19 protein-coding genes are annotated in these 21,024 nt (G+C 47.8%); 15 read left to right on the top strand and 4 right to left on the bottom strand.

Annotated features, from left to right (window positions below):
• The first annotated feature begins 269 nt into the window (after positions 1–269).
• The 8 genes from MUB35_RS26275 (at position 270) to MUB35_RS26240 (ending at position 10,003) form a co-directional block, all read left to right on the top strand.
• Positions 270–1,214, top strand: coding sequence for an ABC transporter permease (locus tag MUB35_RS26275; RefSeq protein ID WP_207727940.1), 945 nt, complete (start codon positions 270–272; stop codon positions 1,212–1,214).
• Positions 1,215–1,226: 12 nt separating this feature from the next.
• The gene (locus tag MUB35_RS26270; RefSeq protein ID WP_033140021.1) at positions 1,227–2,126 is read left to right on the top strand and encodes a carbohydrate ABC transporter permease; all 900 of its coding nucleotides are present in this window, start codon (positions 1,227–1,229) and stop codon (positions 2,124–2,126) included.
• A 22-nt stretch (positions 2,127–2,148) separates the two neighbouring features.
• Positions 2,149–3,711 carry an extracellular solute-binding protein gene (locus MUB35_RS26265; protein WP_054351776.1) on the top strand — a complete coding sequence of 521 codons (1,563 nt, stop codon included), beginning with the start codon at positions 2,149–2,151 and terminating at the stop codon, positions 3,709–3,711.
• Between the two features lie 16 nt (positions 3,712–3,727).
• Complete coding sequence (locus MUB35_RS26260) at positions 3,728–4,873, top strand: glycoside hydrolase family 88 protein (RefSeq protein WP_033140019.1); 1,146 nt, start codon at positions 3,728–3,730, stop codon at positions 4,871–4,873.
• Positions 4,874–5,082: 209 nt separating this feature from the next.
• Positions 5,083–5,778, top strand: a complete 696-nt coding sequence (locus tag MUB35_RS26255) for a response regulator transcription factor (protein ID WP_033140018.1) — start codon at positions 5,083–5,085, stop codon at positions 5,776–5,778.
• Positions 5,766–6,686 carry a sensor histidine kinase gene (locus MUB35_RS26250; RefSeq protein ID WP_186971113.1) on the top strand — a complete coding sequence of 307 codons (921 nt, stop codon included), beginning with the start codon at positions 5,766–5,768 and terminating at the stop codon, positions 6,684–6,686. Before MUB35_RS26255 ends, MUB35_RS26250 begins: the two co-directional genes overlap by 13 nt.
• A gap of 92 nt (positions 6,687–6,778) precedes the next feature.
• Positions 6,779–7,462: an ABC transporter ATP-binding protein gene (locus tag MUB35_RS26245; RefSeq protein ID WP_033140016.1), complete on the top strand. Its 684-nt coding sequence runs from the start codon at positions 6,779–6,781 to the stop codon at positions 7,460–7,462.
• Between the two features lie 12 nt (positions 7,463–7,474).
• Positions 7,475–10,003, top strand: a complete 2,529-nt coding sequence (locus tag MUB35_RS26240) for an ABC transporter permease (protein ID WP_186971114.1) — start codon at positions 7,475–7,477, stop codon at positions 10,001–10,003.
• A 109-nt stretch (positions 10,004–10,112) separates the two neighbouring features.
• On the opposite strand, the gene MUB35_RS26235 is transcribed toward MUB35_RS26240, so the two are convergent.
• A complete protein-coding gene (locus tag MUB35_RS26235; protein WP_054351777.1) occupies positions 10,113–10,292 on the bottom strand; it encodes a hypothetical protein in 180 nt (59 codons plus the stop codon).
• Positions 10,293–10,429: 137 nt separating this feature from the next.
• On the opposite strand from MUB35_RS26235, the gene MUB35_RS26230 reads away from it, so the two are divergent.
• Both MUB35_RS26230 and MUB35_RS26225 read left to right on the top strand, forming a co-directional pair.
• Complete coding sequence (locus tag MUB35_RS26230; protein WP_103731157.1) at positions 10,430–11,254, top strand: AraC family transcriptional regulator; 825 nt, start codon at positions 10,430–10,432, stop codon at positions 11,252–11,254.
• 13 nt (positions 11,255–11,267) lie between these two features.
• A complete protein-coding gene (locus MUB35_RS26225; RefSeq protein WP_054351797.1) occupies positions 11,268–11,771 on the top strand; it encodes a GNAT family N-acetyltransferase in 504 nt (167 codons plus the stop codon).
• A 60-nt stretch (positions 11,772–11,831) separates the two neighbouring features.
• On the opposite strand, the gene MUB35_RS26220 is transcribed toward MUB35_RS26225, so the two are convergent.
• Positions 11,832–13,181 (bottom strand): ArnT family glycosyltransferase, encoded by a 1,350-nt coding sequence (locus MUB35_RS26220; RefSeq protein ID WP_033140012.1) that lies wholly within the window; start codon positions 13,179–13,181, stop codon positions 11,832–11,834.
• 254 nt (positions 13,182–13,435) lie between these two features.
• Between MUB35_RS26220 and MUB35_RS26215 the strand changes: the two genes are divergently transcribed.
• Together MUB35_RS26215 and MUB35_RS26210 are read left to right on the top strand one after the other, a co-directional pair.
• The gene (locus MUB35_RS26215; protein WP_148391833.1) at positions 13,436–13,975 is read left to right on the top strand and encodes a DUF3887 domain-containing protein; all 540 of its coding nucleotides are present in this window, start codon (positions 13,436–13,438) and stop codon (positions 13,973–13,975) included.
• A gap of 99 nt (positions 13,976–14,074) precedes the next feature.
• Positions 14,075–15,226: an amidohydrolase gene (locus MUB35_RS26210; RefSeq protein WP_103731143.1), complete on the top strand. Its 1,152-nt coding sequence runs from the start codon at positions 14,075–14,077 to the stop codon at positions 15,224–15,226.
• A 217-nt stretch (positions 15,227–15,443) separates the two neighbouring features.
• Here MUB35_RS26210 and MUB35_RS26205 read toward each other — a convergent pair whose 3' ends face one another.
• On the bottom strand, positions 15,444–16,160 hold the full coding sequence (locus MUB35_RS26205) for an AroM family protein (RefSeq protein ID WP_186971115.1): 717 nt from the start codon (positions 16,158–16,160) through the stop codon (positions 15,444–15,446).
• A 56-nt stretch (positions 16,161–16,216) separates the two neighbouring features.
• Positions 16,217–17,149, bottom strand: coding sequence for a DUF1177 domain-containing protein (locus MUB35_RS26200; protein ID WP_033140008.1), 933 nt, complete (start codon positions 17,147–17,149; stop codon positions 16,217–16,219).
• Positions 17,150–17,388: 239 nt separating this feature from the next.
• Here MUB35_RS26200 and MUB35_RS26195 point away from each other — a divergent pair, with 239 nt between their 5' ends.
• From MUB35_RS26195 to MUB35_RS26185, 3 genes are all read left to right on the top strand, one after another.
• Positions 17,389–19,050, top strand: coding sequence for an ABC transporter substrate-binding protein (locus MUB35_RS26195; protein WP_033140007.1), 1,662 nt, complete (start codon positions 17,389–17,391; stop codon positions 19,048–19,050).
• 94 nt (positions 19,051–19,144) lie between these two features.
• Entirely contained in the window at positions 19,145–20,107 is a 963-nt protein-coding gene (locus tag MUB35_RS26190) for an ABC transporter permease (protein ID WP_033140006.1), read from the top strand.
• The gene (locus MUB35_RS26185) at positions 20,108–21,010 is read left to right on the top strand and encodes an ABC transporter permease (protein WP_033140005.1); all 903 of its coding nucleotides are present in this window, start codon (positions 20,108–20,110) and stop codon (positions 21,008–21,010) included. It abuts the gene before it with no gap.
• Positions 21,011–21,024: the final 14 nt, after the last annotated feature.

The raw sequence follows: 21,024 nt of genomic DNA, 5'->3' as shown, positions 1-21,024 counted from the left end.
AAATTATAATTGCATTTTGTTGATAATTCAAGTGGAAGCGCCTTTATTTATGGGCCTTGGGATAAAATGGTGATGATTTGAAAAATGGTGATGCCCCGGAAACAAGCGCTTCTTTGAAAAACAGGGACGAAGTGAAAAATGTGTATCCCAAAAATCCGGAAGAAAATAAGCCGTGGAATTTGATGATTTACATTTCAAAAAATTTCCGTTAAGGTGTGGATATCGACTCGAAGCGCTTCGATAAAGGAGAAAGGAGAGAGAAGAGGACTTTGGCTAAACAACAAATAAAAATACAGAAGAAAAGAAATTTTTCTTTTGTCATAAAAAAGATAGCTTCAAGTAAGGAATTATACCTTCTGCTGCTTCCCGGTATTATATGGTATCTTCTATTTGCTTACCGCCCAATGACAGAACTCAAGATAGCATTTTACGACTACAATGTATTTCAGGGTATTAAAGGAAGTACATTTGTGGGACTGCAGAACTTTATGGAATTTTTCAGAGGGAAGGATTTTCCCAGGGTATTAAAGAATACTTTAATGATCTCCTTCTGGCAGCTTTTGATCTGTTTCCCGCTTCCGATTGCCCTGGCAGTCTGTGTGACGGAGATGAAGAATAAGTTTGTCAGCAGGATGACACAGATGTCCACATTACTGACACATTTCATATCAGTCGTGGTTGTCTGCGGTATCGTGATCAACTTCCTGTCTCCAAGTACGGGGGTCATCAACCTGGTGCTGGAGAAAATCGGTGTGGACCCTGTATACTTTATGACGAAACCGGAATATTTCAAGGGAATCTACACATTAATGACCTTATGGCAGAACGCGGGATTTGACGCCCTGGTGTATATCGCGGCGATCATGGGAATTGACCCGCAGCTTTATGAGGCGGCAACCGTGGACGGCGCGGGGAAAATGAAGAAGATTTTCCATGTGACGATTCCCGCCATTGTGCCCACGATCGTGACGATGCTGATCCTGAAGCTGGGAGGTATTATCAAGGTGGGATACGAGGCAATCTTACTGTTATACCAGCCGGCAACGTATTCTGCGGCTGATGTGGTCTCTACATATTCTTATCGTCTGGCATTTGAGAATGGAAACTATGGGCTGTCTGTTGCTGCGGGACTCTTTGAATCCGTGGTGGCATTTATCATGGTAATTCTTGCAAACAGATTCAGCAAGAAGATTTCCGACAACGCGTTATGGTAAGGGGGAAGAGAGATGGCAGGAAATAAAAGAAAACAGGGGCAGGTCATCGGAATGGGAGAGCGTGTCTTCAATGCGGTAATGATCGTTCTCGGTATCGTAATCACATTCATTGCCCTGTACCCCATATATTATGTATTGATCTCCTCCTTCAGCAAGCCTTTCTTCGTGGAGAATGGGGATGTGCTGCTGAAGATCAAAGAATTTACCACAGCCAGCTATGAAGCTGTGTTTAAGAGGGACGGACTGTGGACTTCCTATGGCAATGCCATTTTCTATACCGTGTTCGGACTCATGGCAAATATGTTTTTTACCACGACCATGGCATACGCATTGTCCAAGAAATATCTGATGGGAAGAAAGCTTCTGACCCTGTTTACGGTATTCACCATGTGGTTCAGCGCAGGTATTATTCCGACTTATATGAACTTCAATAACCTGGGTCTGCTGGATACAAGGACAGCGATCATTTTCGGATTTGCCATTGAGACCTATAACCTGATCATTATGAAGAGCTTTTTTGAACAGGTACCGGAAGCGCTGGAGGAAGCGGCATTCATTGACGGGGCAGGGCATTTCAGGGTATTCTGGAATATATATCTTCCTCTTTCCAAGCCGGCGCTTGCCACAGTGGGGCTATTCTATGGTATCAGCCGCTGGAACGGATACTTCTGGGCAATGCAGCTTCTGAAAGATGACAATAAGATACCCCTTCAGGTTTTCCTGAAAAAACTGATCGTAGAGCGGGTTTCCAATCCGTCGGATGCAGCTATTGTGACAAAGGCATCCTTAACATCACCAACTACACAGGTATACGCACTGATCATTCTGGCAATCGTTCCGATGATCGTGGTATTCCCGTTCATTCAGAGATATTTTAAAACAGGCCTCACCGTCGGCGGTGTAAAAGGCTGATCATAAACGGAGGATTATTATAATGAAGAGAAAACAGATCACAGCATTATTACTGACAGCAGTTCTGGGAGCATCCATGGCGTTTGGAGTGACTGGCTGCGGCAAGGAAGAAAGCAGCAAAGAGACAGCATTAGGCAAGGACGGCAGCAAGGAGTTTACTGCCTTCATGTTCCTGTCAGGGACACCGTTCAATTCTGACTGGGAAGTGTGGAAAGAAGTGGAGAAAAAGACAGGCGTGAAACTAAAAGGCGTTGTGGCTTCCTCCAACTCAGACTACGCCACTGCATTCCAGAACATGGTTGCATCCGGTCAGCTTGCCGATATCATTGCCTGCGACCTGACTACAGATATAGAGAAACTGGGCAAGGACGGCGGAGTTATTCCCTTAAATGACCTGATCGAGGAACATGCACCACATATCAAGGAAGCCCTGGACAGCGACCCGAACCTGAAATACCAGGCGACAGCAGAGGATGGGAATATCTACAATATTCCGTTGGGAAAAGAATTAAAATCTTCACAGTTCTACTGGATCCGCCAGGACTGGCTGGATAAGCTGGGCCTGGAAGCACCTACAACCGTAGATGAGCTGCACGATGTACTGACAGCATTCAAAAACAATGACCCAAACGGAAACGGACAGGCTGATGAGATCCCGCTGTTTGACCGCTCCGCTACCGCAGAAACGGAGATGGGTGAATATCTGGCCTTATGGGATTCCAGTGCTTCCTTCTATCCCCGCGACGGCAAGATCACTTACGAACCGCTGACAGAGAATTATAAAAACGCGGTGAAGAACCTTGCCCAGTGGTACAAGGAAGGACTGATCGATCCGGAAATCTTCACAAGGGGAATGTCAGCAAGGGATACACTTTTGAGCAACAATACCGGCGGATTTACCCATGACTGGGTAAGTACAGGAAACTACAATGACTCCCTGGGTGAGGAAATTCCGGGATTCCAGATGACAGCCATCGCTCCGCTGAAGGACCAGAACGGAAATGTGAAAGAGCGTGACTATCGTTACGCAGAGTGCGGATGGGGCATTTCCTCACAGTGCAAGGACCCGGAGAGCGTGATCAAGTTCATGGATTTTATGTTCACAGAGGAAGGTTCCGATCTGATGAACTGGGGCATTGAGGGCAAGACCTATACAGTGGATGACAAGGGAAATAAGGCATTTACAGAGGAAGTATTTAATTCCGGGCTGGCTCCTGTGGAGTATCTGCGTTCTTTAGGCTCCCAGTACCGTGCAGGCTATGTACAGGCAGCAGACTATGAATACGCTACCATGAATGAAGCAGGCAAGGCGGCAAATGAGCTGTACGATGCACATGACGAATGGTTTAAGGCACCGAAACTTCCGGAGCTGAAGCTGAGCACCGACGGAATGGATGAATATAAGAGTATCATGTCAGGAATTGAGCCTATTGTATATGAAAAACTGCAGAGCTGGATCTTAGGCTCCAGCAATATTGACGATGAGTACGACGCGTTTATCCAGGAGCTGAAGGACAGGGACATTGAGAAGGCCATTGAAATTCAGCAGAAAGCATACGATAACTACGTAAAAGTGACAAAATAGATAAAAGGAGGATGTCATGGAGCGGCAAAAATTGCAGAGAGCTGCAGATACGGCGGTATCCATTCTGAAGGAGAACCTGAAGGATTATACCTTTTGTTTTCCCGGTTCCAACAGTGAAAATCAGTTCTACCCTGCAACGGAGAATGTAGAGTGGACCACAGGATTCTGCACCGGGACTTACTGGCTGGCCTATGAGCTGACAAAGGATGAGGCATTCAGAAAGTCAGCGGAAATACAGGCGGACAGCTTCTATAACAGAATAAAAAATAAAATTGACGTGGAACACCATGACATGGGATTCCTATATACACCGTCCTGTGTGGCAGCCTATCAGCTTACGGGAAACGAGAGGGCAAAGGAGGCTGCTGTCATGGCAGCCGAACAGCTTATCAGCCGTTTTCAGGAAAAGGGCGGTTTCATCCAGGCATGGGGGCCTCTGGGAGCGGAGGACAACTACCGCCTGATCATTGACTGCCTGCTGAACCTGCCCCTGCTTTACTGGGCATCCGATGTGACCGGAGACGGAAAGTACAGGGAGATTGCTGTGCGCCATACAAAGACCAGCATACAGAATCTGGTGAGGGAAGATTTCTCCACATACCACACATTTTTCTTTGATCCGAGGACCGGGGAACCGGTGCGCGGAGTGACGGCACAGGGATATAAGGATGACTCCGCATGGGCCAGAGGCCAGGCATGGGGAATATACGGAACGGCTTTGGCATACCGCTACACAAAAGACGAGACATGTAAGGATTTGTTCCGTAAAGTGACGGCGTTTTATATGGATCATCTTCCGGAGGATTTGGTACCCTACTGGGATCTGAGCTTTTCCCGGGGAAGCGGTGAACCCAGAGATACCTCCGCAGCCGCAGCCGCGGTATGCGGTATGATGGAAATGTGCAGGAACGGCAGTTTAGATAAGAAGGAGAAGGCTTTTTATGAGGAAAAGGCAGACCAGATGCTGGAAAACCTTATAGACCACTATGCAGTCACATCCATAAAAGAGTCAAACGGTCTGCTGCTTCACGGGGTCTATGCCAAGAGCAGCCCTTACAACAGTGTGACAGACAGAGGTGTGGATGAATGCAATCTGTGGGGGGATTATTTCTATCTGGAAGCGCTGACCAGAAAACTGACGGACTGGAAAACATATTGGTAAGAAATGAAACAGAGACAGACACGGTTGCCGGTGACGGCAATGGTGTCTGTTTTGTAATTCGGCTGAATGCGGTGCGGGGGAAGAAAAATATGGTTTCTGTCATTCCGGGATAGGATTTCCCATAAGAAAATGCTATACTGATTACAACTTTTATATAACGGATCATCAGGAAATCCCTGAAAATACAGCAAAGGAAAGTGCAGCAGCCTATGAATAAAATACTGTTGATCGAAGATGACAAAGACCTGAACACAGGCCTTACCTATGACCTGGAAGCAGAAAACTACAAAGTATACTCCGCGCTGACTCTGGGCGAGGGCATGTCTGTCCTCAGTGAAAATGAGGTGGATCTGATCCTCCTGGACGGCAACCTGCCGGACGGTGACGGGTTTGACTTCTGCAGAGCCATAAAAGCGGAAAAGGACATTTCCATCATATTTCTCACTGCCCGGGATATGGACCGGGACGAGATGCGGGGGTTTGACTGCGGAGCGGATGACTATATCACAAAACCCTTTAAGATGCCTATTCTCCACAGAAGGCTTCAGGCAGCCCTGCGAAGGACTTCTGCAGGCGCAGGGGAGCGGATCCAATACGATGACGGCTGTCTGAAGATAGATTTTGATACCATGACAGCCACCCTGGAGGGAGAACCTCTGGCTATGACACCTACGGAATTTAAGATCCTCCGGCTTTTGATCGCCAACGCCGACAGGGTTATGACAAAAACTCTGCTGCTGGAGAAAGTCTGGGACAACACCGGGAACTTTGTGGATGAGCACGCCGTGGCAGTGAACATCAACAGACTGCGCAGGAAGATTGAATCCGGGGACCATGCCTACATTAAGACGCTGTATGGTATGGGATATCAGTGGAAGGGGAAGAAAACAGAATGGAAAAATTAATATTGGCTGTTTCCCTTATCTGCCTGCTGGCGTCTGCCGTTATCATGGCATTGGTGAGAAAGCGGCTGCTCCAGTACAGCCGTCAAATGGGGGAATGCCTGGATGCCATGATCGCAGGCAGCAAAGAGATCGTATTTCAGGAGGAAGAAGATACCCTGACCGGAAAACTGCAGTCCAAGCTGCACCGCCTCTGTGAGATCCTGGATCAGAAATCACAAGAGAATGAGATACAGCGCCGGCAGCTTGAAACTATGGTGGCGGATATCTCCCATCAGGTGAAGACACCTATAGCCAATGTAAGGATGTATCACAGTCTTTTAGAGAAGAAGAACCTGGATGAGGAGAAACGGCAGCAGTTCCTGGCAGCAGCGGAACGTCAGACAGACAAGCTGGAATTTCTCATGAAGAGTATGATCAAAATGTCCAGGCTGGAGAACGGCATTGTGAAGGTACAGCCAAAGGAAAACTCCATCCGACAGCTCCTGGAACAGGCAGTCTGCGATGTCGCGCTGAAAGCGGATGAAAAACAGATTCATATAGAGATGGCATGCGAGGACAGCCTGAAAGCCGTCTTCGACAGAAAATGGACTTTGGAGGCAGTGTTTAACATTCTGGATAACGCGGTAAAATACACCGGTGTGGGAGGAAATATCCGCATACAGGCGCAGGTGACGGATTTTTATGTGCGGATAGGCATAGAGGACGACGGAAAAGGCATTGAAGAGTCACGGATCACAGAAATCTTCAAGCGCTTTTACCGGGAACCGGAAGTGGCGGACCAGGACGGCGTGGGTGTCGGCCTGTATCTGGCAAGAGAGATTGTCATGAAAGAGAGAGGTTTTATAGAGGTACGGTCAAAAGCGGGAAAGGGCACCAAGTTTTATGTCAACCTGCCTGTGGTACAGTAGAGAGATTATCTCAAACTTGTTACTTTTTTGAGAAGAGTTTGAGATAATCTTTTTGTATGCTATATTCATCAAAGGAAAGGCAGGAAAAAAATATGGAATATATTTTAGAGACAAAGAATCTGAAAAAATATTACGGACAGGAACCAAATATCACCAGAGCGCTGGACGGCGTTGACGTACAGGTGGAGCGGGGAGAATTCGTATCCATTATAGGCACCAGCGGCAGCGGAAAATCAACGCTCCTGAATATGCTGGGAGGACTGGACATTCCCAGTTCCGGCAGCGTGAAGATAGGGGGCAGGGAGATTGGTAAGATGAACGATGAACAGCTCACCGTTTTCCGCAGAAGAAATATAGGATTTGTGTTCCAGAACTATAATCTGGTTCCTATTTTAAATGTATATCAGAATATTGTTCTCCCCATAGAGCTGGACGGAAACAAAGTGGATAAAAGCTATGTGAAAGAGATTATCCGGCTGCTCCATCTGGAGGAGAAACTGGACAATCTTCCAAACAACCTCTCCGGCGGCCAGCAGCAGAGGGTTGCCATCGCAAGAGCTCTGGCCAGCAAGCCGGCCATAATCCTGGCAGATGAACCTACCGGCAACCTGGACTCCAGGACCTCTCTGGAAGTCATGCAGCTTCTGAAAATGACCAGCACGGAGTTCAGCCAGACACTGGTTATGATAACCCACAACCCGGAACTGGCGCAGATCGCGGACCGGATGATTCACATTGAAGACGGGAAAATCGTGGAAAGAAAAGAAAACTTTTAGGAGGACAAGGTAATGGTGCTGAACAACAACAATAAAAAATTTATCAAAACCCTGTCCAACAACTGCCTAAAGGCAAACAGAAACAGGAACATCATAGCAGTGCTTGCCATTATTCTTACGGCAGTATTATTTACGGCGCTTGCAACCGTGGCACAGGGGACAATGATATCCACAAAAGAGCAGATGTTCCGCCAGGCAGGGACCAGGTATATGGTATCCATTAAAGGGCTTTCCAAAGGGCAGGCAGATGAGCTGGCAGAGGACCCGGTATTTACAGAGACGGGTATGGAAAGAAGTATTGCCATTGCTGTAAACCCGGAATTTAAGAATTTGACAGCCACAGTCGGCTGGATGAGCAAGGCAGCCGCGGAAAACAGTTTCATGAACCTGGAAAAGGGACATTACCCGGAAAAAGATAACGAGATAGCCTGTGATACCGTAGTTCTGGATCTCCTCGGACTTCCCGAAGAAACCGGCACATCTTTTACACTGGAATATGAAACCATAGAAGGTAAAAAAGAAGCGCAGATGACAGTATGCGGAATCTGGAAGGGAATGGAACATGAACAGCGCACCACGATCATGGTAACCGACAGTTTTGCGGATAAAGTGATCGGGGAACTCAGTTCTCAGTATGCTGAATCGGAGAGGGACAGCTATACGGTCAGAGGAACCTTCGCCTCTGAAAAGAAAATCAGGGAAACCCTGGACAGTATCGTGAAAAAGATGGGTTATAACCCGGATGCGGAACGTGGTGAGGAAGGATTTATCATTCACCATGTGAATCCTGTATACGAGACAAAATCCATGGATTCCGGACAGACCATAGTGATCATGGCAGTAGGGGTGCTGCTCATTTTACTGGCCGGTTATCTGATCATATACAACATTTTTAAGATTTCCATTGAGAAGGACATTCGCCTGTACGGTCAGCTCAAGACCATCGGGACTGCACCGAGGCAGATCCGTTACATGGTAAGCCGTCAGGGCATGATGCTCTCCCTGGTGGGGATTCCGGCAGGCCTGGTACTGGGATGGCTGCTGGGCAATGCGCTGCAGCCTTTGGTCATGGCCAGTACATCTTACAGCGAAACCGTATTTATTAAGCCAAATGTGTGGGTATGGCTGTTTGCCGCTGCATTTACACTCCTTACGGTGAGGATAAGCTGCAGCAGGCCCGGAAAAATAGCCGGAAAAATCTCGCCGGTAGAAGCCCTAAAATACCATGGGGCCGGGAGCGGAAAGAAGAAACAGAAAAAAGGCAAGGATTCCAGGAACCGCATCCTGCAGATGGCAGCAGCCAACCTGGGAAGAAGCAAGGGGAAAACGGTTCTGGTGATCTTATCCATCTGTCTGAGCGTTATTCTCCTGAACAGCGTATTAAATTTTACCGGAAGTATGGATAAGGAAACTTATGTAAACCATCAGACCGCCGCGGATTTTGATGTGCGCAGTGATGAGTATCTGAAGAGTATGACGGAAAATTATCTCAAAGTGGTTCCCCGCAAAGCAGCACAGGAGCTTGCCGGACTGGAAGGCATAAAGGATTTCAGCCAGGTATATGTGCGGATGGTCCCCGATGAGGAGAATACAGAGGATCAAGCAGACCTGGCAAAGGTGACGAAGATAAACGGAGAGGCAACACCTGACGATATAACAAAGTTTGACAGAAACAGGATGATGTATGGTTTTGATGAAAATGCTTTTATGAGAGCAGAGGTGATTGAGGGAGAGATTGACTATGAAAAGCTCTGTTCCGGTGATTATGTTGTGGCGAACGGCTTCCTCAGCGACAGAGGAGAATATAATTTTGATGTACAGGAGTTTCACGCGGGGGATAAGATAGAACTGGATATCCAGGGGAATAAGAAGGAATATACTATAATGGCTGTGATCGGTACAATGAATTCCCTGAATATGTCCTACAGTTCAGGCGGATACGAATCGATTACGTTTGCGGAACCGGTCTTTGCACAGATGTTCCCGGACAGCCAAAGTCCGATTCACTGTCTGTTTGACACAGAAGAAGGTTATTTTGACAGCATAAATTCCTACATGCAGGATTATTCAGAAAAAAACGGATTGTCCGTGCTGACCAGGCTGACAGCGGAAGAGGAGTTTAAAGAAACCCAGGGAACTTACAATGCGGTGGGAATTATTGTATCCCTGATCCTGGGAGTGATCGGTGTGCTCAATCTGATCAACGTGATCTTTACAGGTGCCATAGCAAGGCAGAGGGAATTTGCGTCTATGAGGAGCATTGGCATGACAAAGGGACAGCTCAGAAAATTATTTATATATGAGGGCATCATGTACGCTATACTGGCAGGCACAGCGGGAATCGCCATCAGTGCAGTGGTTTCCCTGACATTGGTTAAAGGTCTGACGGCAGGATGGTGGTTTGCCAGATACCGGTTTGCTATTCTTCCGGCGGTTGTCACTGCGCTGATCTGTCTTCTTCTCTCAGCCGCTATTTCTGCCATTGTGGACAGACTTTGGAACAAAGGCAGTGTGGTGGAGCAGTTAAGGGAGATCGAGTAGGAAAAATAAAGATGTGAATAAGAAAAACAGCAGGCGGCTTTTGATAGCTTATCCTGCTGTTTATTCGTTCCGGTGTGTTTTGAACTGTTTCTCTCTCATAGCGGTTATATTATTTTTTTGTCGGCACGTAATAACCGCCGTTCATCATAATGATACCCGGTGCGATGATGTCTACATTTTCAATCATATAGTTTATGAAACGCTCCCATAAGGATGCTTTCTTTTCTTCTTTTGCTTCCGCTGTCTGGATAGCCCCTGCAGTACCCGCATACATTGTGTATTTGTTCATAATGAAATCTCCTTTCATTTTTTGCTTTTCCTTACTACGTATATTATGTTATCATGAGTTAACAGCAGATTTTAGATATTTCTTTAGCTATTTATTAGGGCAATGTTGACATTGACGGAGGTATTTATTTGCAGAAAATGATTTATGAGCCGTTGTTCGAGCTTGAGAAAACAGGGATCCATATTGCCTACCATACAAAGAAGGGACGGTACAGCCCGCCCCACTGGCATTCCGCCATTGAGCTGATCTATGTGCTGAACGGGACGGCGACTATTACTATAGAAGGAAAAGACCACAGTCTGGTGGCAGGGGAATTTCTTGTTGTGGATTCCAACCAGATCCATGAGGCACAGTGTGCCAGAGTCTCCATGATGGTGGTGATCCACTATTCCAGGGCCATTATGAAGAATTATATGTCAAAGATTGACGAGTACCGTATCCATTGTTCCAGACAGACGCTGAAAAAGGAAAAACTGGATAAATACCTGGAGATATGCGGACTTTTAAAGCGTCTGCCACCCCTGTATGTGACCAGGCCTCCGGGTTACCGACTGCAGAGCCAGGCTGTGGCTATGGAGGTGCTTTTTGAACTGGTGAACCATTTCTCTGCTGCGGAGGATTTTGCAGGAGCGGTGAACGATGAAACTGTTTTGGAACGTTTGGCGGAGATGACGGCCTATATTGAAGAACATCACGCGGAGAAAATATCTCTGGAGGAGATCGCATCCCATTTTTATTTGAGCAGGGAGTATTTCAGCCGTTTCTTCAGACAGAATATGGGCGTGACATTTTCGCGTTATGTAAACCAGATACGGTTGATGCATATTTACCATGATCTGTGCAGTACAGGGGAAGGGGTTATGGAACTGTCGGAGAAGCATGGGTTTGCCAATTATAAGCTGTTTAACAGAATGTTCCGGGAGATATACGGGTGTAAACCCAGTGATGTGAGGAAAAAATAAGGGAGGTGCGGATATGGATGTAAGGCCGGCGTATATAGGAGAGCTGCCGGAATTAAAGGCAATGTTCAGGGAAATAACAGACCATATGAACCACAGCAATGTCCGGATATGGGATGAGATCTATCCCTGTGCGTTTTTGGAGGAGGATATCAGGGCTGGCCGCCTGTATATACTCAAAAATGGGGATGACATAGCGGCAGCGTTTGCCTTATGTGAATCCAATGAGGGGGAACCTTTTGTGAAATGGGAAAATGCAGATGCAAAAGCTCTTTATATAGACCGGCTCGGTGTGAATGTAAAATACCTGCGGCAGGGATTGGGCAGGGTAATGCTTAGGAACGCGGCGGAACTTGCTTTTCGGAAAAATGCGGAGTATCTGCGCCTGTTCGTTGTAGATATCAATGAACCTGCAGTGCATTTGTACCGTGAGAATGGGTTTGCACAGGCAGAGGGCATTTATGAGGAGAAATTTGATGACTTTGTACTGCGGGAATATGGGTTTGAAAAAAGGCTGTAAATACAAGGGTATTTTACCGCAGAAAAAAAGCTTTCCGCACATGGCGTGCGGGAAGCTTTTTTAATAAATACGGAAAAATTCTTTTATGGTGATCAGTACCAGAGCACTGCAGAGAATAGCTGACAGGATATTCCGGTATTTCATTTTAGGGATAAAGCGTTCTGCCAAATATGTGATACCGCATACAGTGAAGTACATCATGGGCACAAGCCCGGGCAGCATATAGCGTCCCTGAGGCTGGTAATCCACCCAGTAGGAGTGATAAAAGTTCAGGATGACAGGCGTGAGGGCAGCGATCAGCATTCCCCAGTTGAAAACAGCCTTTTTCTGTATCTCCCCATCCTTCCGGATTCGGAACATTTTACCCGCCTGCATCAGGCATCCGATCAGTCCTGCTGTGAATAAAATGTAGTAAAGGACAATGATCCAGGAATCCACCCAGTATTGGAACTGCCCGAACACACCCACAAAACTGCGCAGGACATCAAACATCCAGTGTCCGGTGAGCATGGAGAGGATGGTGTAGCCCTGTGCCCGTCCGGAGGAGAGGGCAGTGGAGGGGCGGAACTGCTCCTGTGCATACCGGTCGGCAAAGTCGTTGCTGGTAGCCAGCCCCAGCCAGTCTCCGTCGTAAATCATATAATTGCGGACAAACCACCATCCGCAGATCAGGAGGCCGAAAGCCGCAACCACAAGCCCCCGTTTCAGCCAGTATTTCCAGTCAATCTGCTTTTTACTGTCGGTCAGGCAGCTCAGGGTAAAGACAAAAATGCTGCAGAGCAGAAAGCCGTAAGCGTTCAGATATGACATGGCGCACAGCCCAAGCCAGAGGCCAAGTAGTACACAGCTGGGGATATCCCAATTCCTCTCCATGCCAATGATCCAGTAGTATATGATCGCCGCGCCGCAGCAGATCGCCATGGCGTCGTTATTTACATAGACACCCATGAACAGAGCCTCAGGCAGAACAGCTACCAGACAGACAAAGAACCATTTGCTGTATCCGTCAAACAGTTTTTTGCCGGCGCGGAAGACAAAGAATACAGCTCCGGTGGTAAAGCAGGCAGATACAAGCCTGGCGGCCCACAGAAGATGCTGGGGGTCTGTGGAGAAAATGCTCATGATTTTCATAAACAGGGCTGATATTATATAGGATAATATGGGCAGAAACGCATAGGAGGTTCCCCATATTGGATTTCTTATGGAGGGGTCACCGCCGTGGGGGAGTCTGCCGTGTTCGTAAATGTACATGGGGATATCATAACGCATTTTTTCGTCAGGACCGGCATCCAGAGGCAGCAGGTGTGCCCAGTACGCGCAGAAGACAAAAATTCCCGCGAGAAAGACTAATTCACAGAGAACATAAATGCGTGAACGGTTAGAAAGTATGTTTTTAACTTGTAACTGCATGGTAAATCCTTTCTATTGAATATAGTCAACAGGTCAGTCCTATAGTAACGCATCTTTCCTGAAATGGCAACGGATAATCATCGACAATTTCTGAAGATTGGTAAAGAATGACATTATTATATGAAGAAACTATGTCGTTTTTGAGCATAAAAAACCATATTTTATGTAATGGTGCTTTGCGATTTTTAAAAGACATGGTATAGTGTAAGCAGAAACGAATTAACAGCGGCGCTGCCGCAGACAGGAGGAGTATAATGAGAAAAAAAGCATTAGTCATTTTAATGGCAGCAGCAGTATTTGCACTGGCAGGCTGCGGGGACAAGACAGATAAGGCTGATAAGGATACCGGTAAGGATGATAAGAAGCAGGAAGCTTCTGCAGACGCGGAGACACCGGGGGAAGATGTGCCGGAGGTTGATACGGAAGGGCCGGCAGCAGAGGCAGAACAGATTTCTGAGAGTGATGGAAGGAAGCTCATGGAGACTGCGGTTGCTTTTACAGAGGATCTGATTGCTGCCAATCATGATAATCTGGTAAATAATTATGAGTATGAGGATGAGATGAAAGCAATCGTGGACAGCGGGGAACTGGAACAGTCTATAACGTCTGCTGTGCAAGCGTCAGGTGAATATAAAGGAACAAAAGCCGCTTGGCTGGGAGATCAGGCGGGAGATTATTCCAATGTGCAGGTGCCCTGTGAATTTGCGGATCAGTCCTGGAATATGATGATCTCCTTTACCTCTGACGGCAAAATCGGCGGTGTACATACAGATGTGTATAAAGAGACTCCGTAAAGCCAGTGCTGCGAAAGGGTATTACTGAAAGCAGTATTGTCTAACTGCAGGAATTGCAGTATGATAACATAAGAGTAAAATTTTACGGAGGATAAGATTATGTTATGCATTAAAAATGGTCTGATTTACACAATGACACAGAAGGAACCCATCAAAGGAGATGTCCTGATCGAGGATGGAAAAATTCGCGGAATCGGTGCGGATCTGGAAATTCCGGAGGGGACAGAAGTAATCGACGCGGAGGGTCTGGAGGTGTATCCGGGGTTTGTGGAGGCACACTGCCACACCGGTCTGGACGGTTACGGAATCGGTTATGAGGGAAGGGATTACTGTGAACTCAACGATCTGGTGACGCCTCAGCTTCGCGCGATCGACGGAATCAATCCCTTTGACCCATGCTTCCAGCATGCAAGAGAAGCAGGAGTAACTTGCATCGGAACCGGTCCGGGCAGTGCGGATGTACTGGGCGGAACCTTTGCGGCAGTGAAGACTGCGGGTAAACGGATTGATAAAATGGTAGTGAAATATCCTGTGGCAATGAAGTGCGCGTTCGGGGAGAATCCCAAGAACTGTTACCAGGATAAGGGGGATACCTCCAGGATGACAACTGCGGCACTTCTCAGGAATGAGCTGTTTAAGGCAAAGGCTTATATGGAGAAGAAAGAGGCGGCAGGGGATGATGTGCAGAAGCAGCCAGAGTTTAATCTGAAGCTGGAGTCCCTGATCCCTGTACTGAAGAAAGAGATACCTCTGAAGGCACATGCACATCAGGCTAATGATATATTTACAGCCCTGCGTATTGCAAAAGAGTTTGGGCTGGATATTACGCTGGAGCATGTGACAGAGGGACATATGATCGCAGATGAGCTGGCGGGTGAGCACGTGCCTATGGCTGTGGGACCGACGCTTACTCATGCCACGAAGTTTGAGCTGCAGAATAAGAGTTGGACGACGCCGGGAGTTTTGGCTTCTATGGGATGCCAGGTTTCTATTATCACGGATGCGCCGGTGATTCCTCAGGAATATCTGCCGCTTTGCGCAGGACTTGCTGTGAAGGCGGGGATGGATGAGTTTGATGCTTTGAAGGCGATTACGATAAATCCTGCAAAACATTTGGGAGTTGAGGATAGAGTCGGGTCGTTGGAAGTGGGGAAGGATGGAGATATTGTTGTGATGAGTGGGAGTCCGCTTAAGGTGGAGTCTTTGGTGAAGTGGGTTGTTATTGATGGGGTGGTTGTTTATAACAATTAGGGATTTTTAATGGTTTACAGATGAAAGTGGCACACGGATGAAAGTGGCTCACGGACGGCATAAGCGAAGGAAGAGCAGGCAGACCCCAGCCGTTCTCTTTCGCGGGCAGCCTCCGCGGTCAAGTCCTGCTAAGCCAAAAAAAGGCCCCGGTCAAGGCACCGGGGCCTCGTTTTGCCTAAGCAGGACTAAGCCCGCTGCGGGATGGGGCTCCTGGGGGTCAGGAGCCGTAGAGTTCGTTTAGGAGGGAGGAGATGAAGGTGCGGGGGAGGAGGACTGGGGTTTTTAGGAGGGTTTGGAGCTGGTTTTTTAGGGTGATGCTGTAGCCCATGCAGTCGGGGAGGATCAGGGAGAGGTTTTCCTGCTGAAGGGAGCGGGCGCGCTCTTCCAGGAGGGTGGATTCAAGGTAGGGGGAGAGGGCACGGACCTTGATTTGAATGTCGCTCTCAGAGAACCAGCTTTCCGCCTGGGGGATTTGGGATTCGTCGGGGACCAGGAGGCCTATGGGGCGGTCATCGGCCAGCTTTTTGAGGACGCTGTGTATGAGGGGCTGGGGGATGATGAGCATCTTTTGGTGTTTTAGTTTGGGAAATTTGCCTGTGCATAGGAGGACGGTGGCCTGGCAGCCGTCGGCTTCGGCACGGGTGATGCAGGACTGGACCAGAGGGAGGATGTGCTCCTCACCGATGATGACCTGGGAGGCGTCGCGCATGCGGGTGACCAGAACGGAGCTGTCAGGGCCGGGGGCAAAGTTTTGGTTGATATAGTCAGCGTCAAAAGGGTCCAGGGCACCGTATTCCTGCAGGGTGATGTTGGGAGCCAATAAAGGACAGATGTCCCCGGTAATGTCGGTCCGGGGACTCTGTCCTATGGTGATGGCTCCTATTTTTGTCTGTGTCCGGCTGGCCGGAGTGTTGTTTATATCAGATTTTTTCATAGTGAGCACCTTGTCTTTTGTTGTGAGATTTGTATTTGTTTCGTAACTGTGTTTGTTTATTTGCCGAAGGTCTGGAAGACTTTCATTTCACCGTAGAGTTCCAGAAGGTGAGCGTATTCCTGTTCGTTGTAGAAGGAAATTTTGCCTTCTCCGTAATCTTTGGCTACCTCAACCGCGAATCTTGCTGCAGATTCTACGTCGAGAGGATGGCTGGCACCTGTTGCACAGCCGGCTACCGGCTGCTCTGTGGTGATGGCTACACCGACTACCGGGGCATCTGTAGCGGTTGCGGGCTGCAGGATACTGTTTAAGTGGTGCAGGTCATTGCCGTAAGGTGTGATGTCCTGCTGGGAAACCGGGAATACATAGGGCAGTTTTCCGGTCACGCGGGTCATTACGTCTAAGAGGTCATCGCTGACTTCCAGAATGTAGCCGCTCTTGATAGTTGGGGAGATGGCAAAGCCGTTGGTGTTGATGACTTTATTGCCCTTTGTGGTGTCAATGGAGATAATGGCATCCATGCGCGGGTCCACTTCTTTTTCGTTGTTGGTCTGCATGTCGATGGATGAATCCATGAACGGAACAGGATAGTGGTCCTGTGTAGGAGCATCCGGGCAGATGTGAGTGGCAACCAGGATGTCGCCTTTGAGTACATCGCCGTTTTTGTTCATCTCTGCCAGCTTGAGGCCTGCGGAGAGTGCTGCAAGAGCACCGTCGCCGTCGGAAACGAAGCCTGTCAGTTCCGGACGTGCGCCCAGACCGCCCAGACGTCCGATAATACCCAGAGTCGGTGCGCTGCCGCCGCTTGATTTTCCGTTGCTGCCCTTGATCAGTACAGTGATGCAGTCTGTGCTGCCTTTTTCACTTGTGACGGTTTCCACGGTTACTTCGTGTGCGCCGCGCTCTTTTAATAAATCTGTGATCTGTTTTCCGTTTGCTGACGGTGTGTCGAGCAAGTCGAATAATTCCAGAACCTGTCTTAATATCATTACAAATTCCTCCCATAAATGTGCGTTTTTATCCAGTCTATAACAATGACCGCTGAAAATCAATAGGAATTTGCATATTATGTCGAAAAAGGAGTTGCAATTTAAAGCACTAAAAGGTATAATACCTATAAAATTTGTCTCAGGCTACATTTCGTTGAGGAAAATTGGATAGAGATGGGGCAAATAAATAACTTTATCTTGGTAAAGTATTACAACAAGGCAGTAAAAGGAGGAAAATTATGAAAAGAAAGAGTTTAGCATTAGCTCTTGCTGCTGTACTCTGTGTATCCTCCCTGACAGCGTGTGGAAGCTCAGGAAACGACAGCAAAAAAGACACGGCTGACAAGGGAACCGAAGCAGGAACAGAATCCGGCGGCGAAACAAAACAGGTGGAAAAAGAAAAGATTGAAGTGCCTGATGAACCTACAAAGGGTGGTACCCTTACCGTATCCCTGTCCTCTTCACCGAGGAATCTGGACCCGGCTATGTATACAGGTTCCTATGAAGGCCAGGTAATCAACAATGTATGTGACAGAGTTGTTGAGTACAACAAGGATTTATCAGAAATCGTACCTTCACTGGCAGAGAGCTGGACAGTAAGCGACGACGGACTTACATATGTGTTCAAGATCCGCCAGGGTGTTAAGTTCCAGAAAGGTAAATACCAGGATGGACGTGAGATGACAGCAGATGATGTTGCTTATTCCTTAAACCGTTCCGCAAAGGAATCATCCCTGAACCGTCTGGATATGCTGGAGAACGCAGAAGTGACAGGTGACTGGGAAGTTACATGTACACTGGCTGAGCCGAATGCAGCATTCCTGACAGCCCTCACAGACGCAGGAAACTCCGTAGTTCCCAAAGAAGAAGTTGAGGGATGGGGCGATGAGTTCGGTGCGCATCTGGTAGGTACCGGTCCGTTCGCAATGGAATCCTTCGAGCTTGACCAGCAGTCTGTACTGGTTAAGAACCCGGATTACTGGGTAGCTGAACCGAACCTGGACAAACTGGTATTCAAAGTGATCACAGATTCCAACCAGGCAGCAAATGCCTTGAAAACTGGTGAGATCGACATCGCATCCAGTATTACCGGCGAAGCTGTTCAGTCCGTACGTGATGACTCCAAGCTGCAGTTAATGGAGATGCCGGGTCTGCACGTGGCTTACATTTACTTCAATCAGGTAAATGGACCGACAGCCGACATAAAAGTAAGAGAAGCATTGATTAAAGCAATCAACGTAGAGGAAATGACAGCCAGCATCTACCAGTACGGTGAAGCTGTTCCGGCTAAATTATCTCTGCCGCCGGGATCATGGGGATATGACGCATCCTGTGAAGAACTGGTTCCGGATTACGATCCGGAAGGCGCTAAGAAGCTCCTTACAGAAGCTGGATATCCGGATGGATTTGAATGCGACCTTTATATTTCAAACACAGCATTACGTGAAAAAATGGCAACTCTGGTACAGGCTTACTTAAAGACAAACCTGAATGTTACAGTAAACATTAACAAGAGCGAGTGGGGTACCTTCAGTGAGTCCGCATCTTCAGGAAACGCTGATATGTACGGTATGTCCTGGACATGGTATCCGGATCCGTACTTCTTCCTGAACAAACTGTTCTCCAGCAAAGAGATTGGTGCTCTTGGAAACGGACAGGGATTCTCCAACGCAGAAGTTGACCAGCTGCTTGACGATGCATTGAAAGCGACCGACCAGAATGAACGTGCGGAAATGTATAAAAAAGCACTTAGGATCGTTACAGAACAGCTGCCGGGTATCTTCTACTCTAATGAGAATGTTATCCATGGCCTGAATCCGGCTGTGCAGGATTTCGTACAGAAGGCAGACAACCAGATGTTCTTTGTAACACCTTGGACAAATGTCTGGAAAGTGCAGTAATCAGTTAAGTTAAGAGTAAATGAGGTTGCAGGGGGTATTGCTGTTCGCGATGCCCCCTGCTTGTCAGATTAAATGAAAAGGGCGGTAGAAATTCGTGTTAAAAACCATTTTGAAAAGAATTTTACAAAGTATTCCAACCCTCTTGATCGTAGTTACGGTGACTTTTGTTCTGACCAGAATGATTCCAGGTAATCCTGCCCGAAGCGTGCTCGGGCCCCAGGCATCTCCGGACGCCATAGCGGAACTGGAAGAGGAAATGGGACTGAATAAGAGTAAGGCGGAACAGTATGTAGATTACATGTTCAATGTCCTGAAAGGGGATTTCGGAAAATCCTATGTGTACAATAAACCGGTGACAACCCTGATCGCGGAGAGAATCCCAAATACACTTGTCATCACTCTCACAAGTCTTGTGATCGCTCTGATCATCGGACTTGCCATAGGCGTATTTTCTGCACTGCACCAGTATTCAATTCTGGATTACGTGTTCATGATCCTGGCGCTGGTGGGTGTGTCCATGCCAATCTTCTGGTTAGGTATGATGCTGGTTATGACCTTCAGTGTAAATCTGGGGTGGCTGCCGGCTCTGGGTATGGGAGATCTGAGTAATGGCCTGGGTGATTTCATCAGCCATATGATTCTGCCCTGTTTCTGTCTGGCAACCATACCTACAGCTACATTTGCAAGAATCACACGTTCCAGTATGCTGGAAGTTATCAATAATGACTCAATCAAATCCCTCCGTGCAAGAGGTATCAAAGAGAGCGTAGTCATCTGGAAGCATGCACTGAAAAATGCGCTTCCGCCAATCGTTACCGTGCTGGGCCTTCAGCTTGCCCAGGCATTTACCGGTGCTATCCTGACGGAGAGTATTTTCTCCTGGCCCGGAATGGGTACCATGATCGTAAGTGCCATTGACAACAGGGACTATCAGCTGATCCAGGGAACCGTTCTGTTCATCGCAGTGGTGTTCGTTGTGGTCAACCTGCTGGTGGATGTGGTCTACATGCTGATCAACCCGAGAGTAAGCTACGAAAGCGGAAAAGGAGGAAAGTAAATGAGCGCACAGAATACAGAAGCCTTAGGCGCAAAAGCCCATGAGGAAATGCTGAAAAAAGAACGCCGGGCCAATAATGTCTGGAACAAACTGAAAAGAAACAAGACTGCTATGATCGGCCTTGTCATCGTGCTGTTCATGGTGATCATTGCCATTTTTGCTCCTGTCATTACAAGCGTGGACCCGGATGAGATTCATCCTCTGGATACTTTCCTGACACCAGGACAGAACGGCCATATTTTCGGAACGGACGAGTTCGGGCGTGATCTGTTTGCCAGAATCCTTTACGGTTCCCGTGTTTCCATCATCGTTGCAGTGGGCGGTACCATTGTTGCAGGTATTATTGGAATCCTGCTGGGCCTGATCGCCGGTTACATGGGCGGATTCGTGGACGCGGTTATCATGCGTATCATGGACGGTCTTCTGGCTTTCCCATTCGTACTTCTGTCTATCATCCTGATGACAGTTCTGGGGCCGGGCGTGGTCAATGTTATCATAGCCATCGGTGTGGGTAATGTGCCCAGCTTCGCCCGAGTGGTCCGCGGTGAGGTACATATAGTCAAGAACGAGGAATACTGTAATGCGGGAAGAGTTATCGGTGTATCCAATATCAGGATGCTGTTCTCACACATTCTGCCGAACATTCTCTCCCCGGTTATTGTTTACGCTACATTAGGCGTTGCAGGTGCCATTATTTCCGAGGCTGCTCTGAGCTTTCTGGGACTTGGTATCTCCACACCTACTTCATCCTGGGGAAGTATCCTGCGTCAGGGTAAAGACTGCCTGAATACGGCTCCTCATGTAGCCATGATCTCAGGTCTGTTTATCCTTGTTACAGTTCTCGGATTCAACCTTCTGGGTGACGGTATCCGTGATGTCCTTGACCCGAAGATGAAGAAATAAGCAGGAGGTGCCAG

It is taken from the genome of Blautia sp. NSJ-175, assembly GCF_022867815.1.
GTDB lineage: Bacteria > Bacillota > Clostridia > Lachnospirales > Lachnospiraceae > Blautia > Blautia celeris.
The sequence above is the reverse complement of the archived record's forward strand: the minus strand, read 5'-3'. Positions and strand labels throughout refer to the sequence as shown.